Annotated in this window: 6 protein-coding genes; 4 read left to right on the forward strand and 2 right to left on the reverse strand. The window is 72.3% G+C overall.

The window, feature by feature from the left end; genetic code table 11:
• Both ACOV8S_RS21715 and ACOV8S_RS21720 read right to left on the reverse strand, forming a co-directional pair.
• On the reverse strand, positions 1-220 hold a 220-nt coding region (locus ACOV8S_RS21715), incomplete at its 3' end, for a GNAT family N-acetyltransferase (RefSeq protein WP_448319577.1).
• A gap of 45 nt (positions 221-265) precedes the next feature.
• A complete protein-coding gene (locus ACOV8S_RS21720) occupies positions 266-790 on the reverse strand; it encodes a YcxB family protein (RefSeq protein ID WP_448319579.1) in 525 nt (174 codons plus the stop codon).
• Between the two features lie 162 nt (positions 791-952).
• Between ACOV8S_RS21720 and ACOV8S_RS21725 the strand changes: the two genes are divergently transcribed.
• From ACOV8S_RS21725 to ACOV8S_RS21740, 4 genes are all read left to right on the forward strand, one after another.
• Positions 953-2032 (forward strand): MFS transporter, encoded by a 1080-nt coding sequence (locus ACOV8S_RS21725; protein WP_448319581.1) that lies wholly within the window; start codon positions 953-955, stop codon positions 2030-2032.
• Complete coding sequence (locus tag ACOV8S_RS21730; RefSeq protein WP_448319583.1) at positions 2029-4329, forward strand: molybdopterin oxidoreductase family protein; 2301 nt, start codon at positions 2029-2031, stop codon at positions 4327-4329. The genes ACOV8S_RS21725 and ACOV8S_RS21730 overlap by 4 nt, the downstream gene beginning before the upstream one ends.
• A gap of 8 nt (positions 4330-4337) precedes the next feature.
• The gene (locus tag ACOV8S_RS21735) at positions 4338-4937 is read left to right on the forward strand and encodes a 4Fe-4S dicluster domain-containing protein (protein WP_448319585.1); all 600 of its coding nucleotides are present in this window, start codon (positions 4338-4340) and stop codon (positions 4935-4937) included.
• Positions 4934-5400 (forward strand): QcrA and Rieske domain-containing protein (locus tag ACOV8S_RS21740; RefSeq protein WP_448319586.1); only part of this gene is annotated, 467 nt, incomplete at its 3' end. The genes ACOV8S_RS21735 and ACOV8S_RS21740, both read left to right, overlap by 4 nt.

The following is a 5400-nucleotide window of genomic DNA, read 5'->3' on the forward strand; positions in this document are numbered from 1 at the left end:
CCGCGAAGGAGAACCGCTCCCCGCGCCCGGCCGCCTCCTCCTGCGCGTCGACCCACCCGCGGGCCGCGGTCACGTCGTCGAGCGGATCGGTCAGCCACCAGCGCATGGCGTCGTCCCGGTGGGCCTCGACCAGGGCGGCGGCGTCCGCCGGACGCCAGGGACGCAGGTGGAGGCCGTGGGCCGGGGCGGGGGAACGGGGAGCGGGGTACGTCGCACGCATGACCGAAGCCTCACACGGCGCCGCGGGCTCGCGCGGCCGTTCCGGTCAGTTCGGCCGGTCCGCGGCGGGCCGGTTCTCGAGCAGGGCGCGCAGCCGGTCCCCGGAGCCCTCCTTCGGCAGGACCGCGAGGCAGGACTGGGCCCGGTCGGCTCCGATCAGCAGGAACAGGTGCTCCGTCTCCAGGTGGCGGGCAATCTCCGTCCAGGCGTACCGCCGCTGCTCGCCGCCCTCGGTGACGCGCACGCCGTCGGCGTCGAGGCGGACCCGCTGCCCGCCGTTCTCCGCGGCCCTGGCGGCGGCCCGGCCGGCCTGCGCCCTGGGCAGGAAGACCAGGGCGAAGAACAGGTAGGCGATGCCCATCACCAGGGACAGCACGGTGACCGAGCCGTGGCGGACGCCCACCGCCATGACCGCGAGGGTCAGCGCGAGGGTGAGGGCGAGCCGGAGGCGGCCCGCCCGGGTGGAGCGCGCGTGGGCGCGGTGCGCCTCGCGGAAGTCGCGGGCGGTCGGGGTGCTCCGGAGGTCGATCCGGTCCGTCCGGGGATTCTTCTGCCGGTTGTCGGTGGTCACGTGCGTTCGGCTGCCTGTTCTGTCGTGCGGGGACCTGCGGCGGGGACGCCGCCCCGAGGGATCGACGGCAGGGATGCCGCCGGGGGGACCGGTGGAGTGAGACATGCCCGCCCGAAGGAACAAAAGGGGCACTCCCGGCCCGCCCTCTCCTAGTGTGCCCGTGTGAGCGAGTCCAATCCCCCGCCCGTCGCCCCAGGGCCCGCGCGTCACCTCGACCGGCTCTCGGTGGCCGGCCGGGCGACCCTCGCGGGCACCGTGGCGGCCGTCCTGCTGATCCTGGCCATCGTGTTCGGCAGCAGGCTGCTGCGGGACTTCGACTCCGCGCTGCTGCCCTACGCGGCGGCCTCCGTCTTCCTCGTCTTCGGGCTGGTGTACCGGTACACCGTGTGGGTCTCCGCGCCGGCCGCCCGCCGGCTCTTCCAGAAGGGCTGGCGTTCCTTCTTCTCCGTGGAGAACTTCCGCCGGGCGCCCACCGCGGTGCCCCGCATGATCGCCACCTACCTCGGCTTCCAGAAGTTCCTGGGCGCCCGCTCGCACGGCCGCTGGGCCGCGCACCAGCTGATCTTCTGGGGCTGTGTGCTGGCCGCCCTGATCACCTTCCCGCTGACCTGGGGCTGGTTCACCTTCACCTCACCCACCGGCTCCGGTCCGCAGTACGAGTGGCGGATGTGGGGGGTGAAGCTGATGACGTTCGACTCGCTGAGCGTCTTCGGCTGGCTGCTCTTCCACGGCCTGGACATCGCGGCGGTGCTGGTGATCCCGGGCGCCACGTACTTCCTGTGGCGCCGGATGCGCGACCGCGGGGCGATGACGGGTCAGCGGTTCGCCTACGACCTGCTGCCGCTGATCGCCCTGGTGGTGATCTCGGTGACGGGGCTGCTGCTCACCTTCTCGGCGATCTTCCTGCACGGTCAGGGCTACGAGTTCCTGATGGTGCTCCACATGATCGCGGTGGTGTTCACCCTGATCTACCTGCCGTTCGGCAAGTTCTTCCACATCGTCCAGCGCCCGGCGGCCGTGGGCATGCAGCTGTTCAAGTACACCGACCGGCAGGACGAGAAGGTGTTCGCCTGCCGCCGCTGCGGCACCACCGTGGACACCGCCGCCTATGTGGAGAACCTCCGCGGCACCATGCGCGACCTGCGGCTCGAGTTCGACGAGTGGACCGAGTACTGCCCGCGGTGCAAGCGGGTGCTGCGCGGGTCCGCCTATCTCGAGAACGTGAAGAAGGGCTACAAGTGAACCGGCCGGCCGTCCCGCTCGACCCCACACTGGCGCCTCCGGGGGCGCAGTCCTTCCGTGACGCGGGCGGCATCCCCGCCGACCGGTGGCACGCGGACCAGCGGGGAGAGACGCTGGTCCCCACCCACTGCTGCTTCTGCGGGGTGCAGTGCGGCATGTACCTGCGGGTGAACGAGGCGGGCCGGGTCTTCGGCATGGAGCCCCGCAACCACGACATCAACCGGATGCGGCTGTGCCCCAAGGGCGTCAACGCCTACCAGCAGATCAACCACCCCGAGCGGCTGACCACTCCGCTGATCCGGAGCTCGCGCGACGAGCCGTTCCGGGAGGCGAGCTGGGAGGAGGCGCTGGACTTCACCGCGGGTGAGATCCGGCGCGTCCAGGAGACCTACGGCGCCGACGCCTTCGGGATGCTGGGCGGGGCCAGCTTGTTCACCGAGAAGACGTACCTGGTCGGCAAGTTCGCCCGGGTGGCGCTGAAGACGCGGCACGTGGACTACAACGGCCGGCTGTGCATGGTGTCGGCGGCCGCCGCCAACAAGGCGGTGTTCGGCATCGACCGGGCCGGCAACCCCTTCGCCGACATGCTGGTGACCGACTGCCTGCTGGTGGCGGGCGGCAACATCGCCGAGTGCTTCCCGGTGCTCACCCAGTACGTGTGGGGCGGGCGCGACCGCGGCGCGAAGCTGATCATCGTGGACCCGCGGGAGACGGCCATCGCGCGGACGGCGGACATCCACGTCGCGTTGCGTCCGGGTACCGACTCGGTGTTCTTCAACGCCGTGCTGCACGTGATCATCGAGGAAGGGCTGGTGGACGAGGAGTTCGTCGCCGCGCACGCCACCGGCTGGGACGAGGTGGTGCGCTGCGTGCGGAACTATCCGCCGTCGCGGGCGGCGGAGGTCTGCCGGATCCCGGAGTCCCAGGTGTACGAGGTGGCCCGCATGTTCGCGGGCGCCAAGAACGCGATGGCCTGTCACGCCCGGGGCATCGAGCACCAGACGCAGGGCGTGGAGAACTGCCTGAGCGTGGTCAACCTGATCGTGGCGACCGGCAACGTGGGCCGCCCGGGCGCGGGGTACGGCACGCTGACGGGCCAGGGCAACGGGCAGGGCGGCCGGGAGCACGGCCAGAAGTCGGACATGCTGCCCGGTGGCCGGGACCTGAAGAATCCGGAGCACCGCCGGCAGATCTGCGAGATCTGGGGCATCGACGAGGCCGAACTGCCGGGCGTGGGCACGTCGATGATGGAGATGGTCTGGCAGATGCAGCGCGGTGAGATCCGCGGGCTGCTGGGCGTGTGCAACAACCCGCTGGTGTCACTGCCCCACCACGCGACGGTGCAGGACGGTTACGACCGGCTGGAGTTCCACGTCCAGCTCGACTTCTTCCTCTCCGAGACGGCCGCCAACGCGCACGTGGTGCTGCCGGTGACGGTGTGGGCGGAGGACGAGGGGGTGACGGCGAACGCCGAGGCCCGGGTGGTCAAGCACAACAAGGCGCAGGAGCCGCCGCCGGGTGTGCGCACCGACACCTGGGTGCTGTGCGAGCTGGCGCGGCGGCTGGGCGCAGGGGACAAGTTCGCCTTCTCCGGGTCGCGGGACGTCTTCGAGGAGCTGCGGGTGGCGACGGCCGGGGCGCTGGTCGACTACTCGGGCATCACCTACGAGCGGCTGGAGGAGACCGGCGGCATCTGCTGGCCGTGTCCGTCGACCGACCATCCGGGGACGCCGCGGCTCTTCGAGGACCTGCGCACCTACCACCCGGACGGCAGGATGCACCTGCAGACCGTGGAGTGGCATCCGCCGGCGGACGTCCACACCGCCGAGCACCCGCTGACCCTGACGACCGGCCGGACGGTGGCGCACTTCCTGTCGGGCACCCAGACCCGCCGCCTGGGCGGTCTGGTGGAGCAGACGCCGAGGCCCTGGGTCGAGGTGCACCCCTCGCAGGGTTTCCGCAACGGCGACCCGGTGCGGGTGGTCACCCGGCGTGGCAGCGCGGTGTTCCCGGCGCTGGTGACCGAGGCGATCCGGCCGGACACGGTGTTCGTGCCCTACCACTGGCCCTCGCCGGCGTCCGCCAACGTGCTCACGGTGGACGCGCTGGACCCCCGCTCGCGGATCCCGGAGTACAAGGTGGCGGCCGCCCGGCTGGAGCTCGCGGAGCGGCTCGACGAGGTGCCGCTGCCGCCGGTTCCGCCCGGCCGGGCCCCCTACGAGGAGGTCCAGGTCTCCCTGTCCGACCCGTTGCCGCCGTCCGCGTCGCAGGGCCGCGGTACCGCGGAGAGGAGCTGACGCCACTCATGATGGGCCGCACCATCTTCATCGATCCGGGCCGCTGCATCGGCTGTCAGGCCTGCGTCTCGGCCTGCCGCGAGTGCGATTCGCACCGCGGCAAGTCCCTGATCCACCTGGACTACCCGCAGGAGGGCCTGTCGACGGCGGCGCTGCCGACGGTCTGCATGCACTGCGAGGACCCGGTGGCGCCGTGCGCCGAAGTGTGCCCGGCCGACGCGATCCTGGTGACGGCCGACGGGGTCGTGCAGGAGGCGGACACCACGCGCTGCATCGGCTGCGCGAACTGCGTCAACGCCTGCCCGTTCGGCGTTCCCAAGATCGACCTGACGGCGAAGCTGCAGTTCAAGTGCAACCTCTGCTACGACCGCACCGCGTTCGGTCTGGCGCCGATGTGCGCCACCGTCTGCCCGACGGGAGCGCTGTTCTACGGGACGGTGGAGGAGCTGCGGGAGGAGCGGCCGGGCGTGCAGGTGGTGGACGAGTTCACCTTCGGGCGGAGCACGGTGCGCACGGGGGTGGCCATGGTGGTGCCCGCCGAGCGGGCCCGCTGGCCGGTCCCGGGCGGCCTGCCGGTCGTCGAGGTGAACGGGGTGGACGTGCGATGAGCGTGATCGATCAGGGCCCCGCGCCGGACCCGGGCGCCGCGCCCGACGACGGCGACGACGGCGCGCGGCCGGGCGGGGGGCAGGACCACGACGCGGCGCAGGAGGCGATGCGGGAGCGGATCGCCGCGCACTCGCTGACCACCCGGCGGGACTGTCTGCGGCTGGTGGCGACCGTCTCCGGGGGCCTCGCGGTGGGCGGGGTGGCGGTGGCGGCGGGCGTGCTGCACCGGCACGGGGACAGCGGCGAGGAGCAGCCGCCGCGGGTGCGGATCGCGGACCGGATCGAGCCCGGGCAGTCGGTGGCGTTCCGGTACCCGGAGGAGGAGGACCGGGCGGTGGCGGTCCGGCTGGGCGACGGGACGCTGGTCGGTTACTCGTCGGTGTGCACCCATCTGGCCTGCGGGGTGATGTGGCGGGCGGGGCGGGGCGGCGAGGGGGGGCTGTACTGCCCGTGCCCCGAGGG

The organism is Streptomyces sp. CO7 (assembly GCF_053474865.1).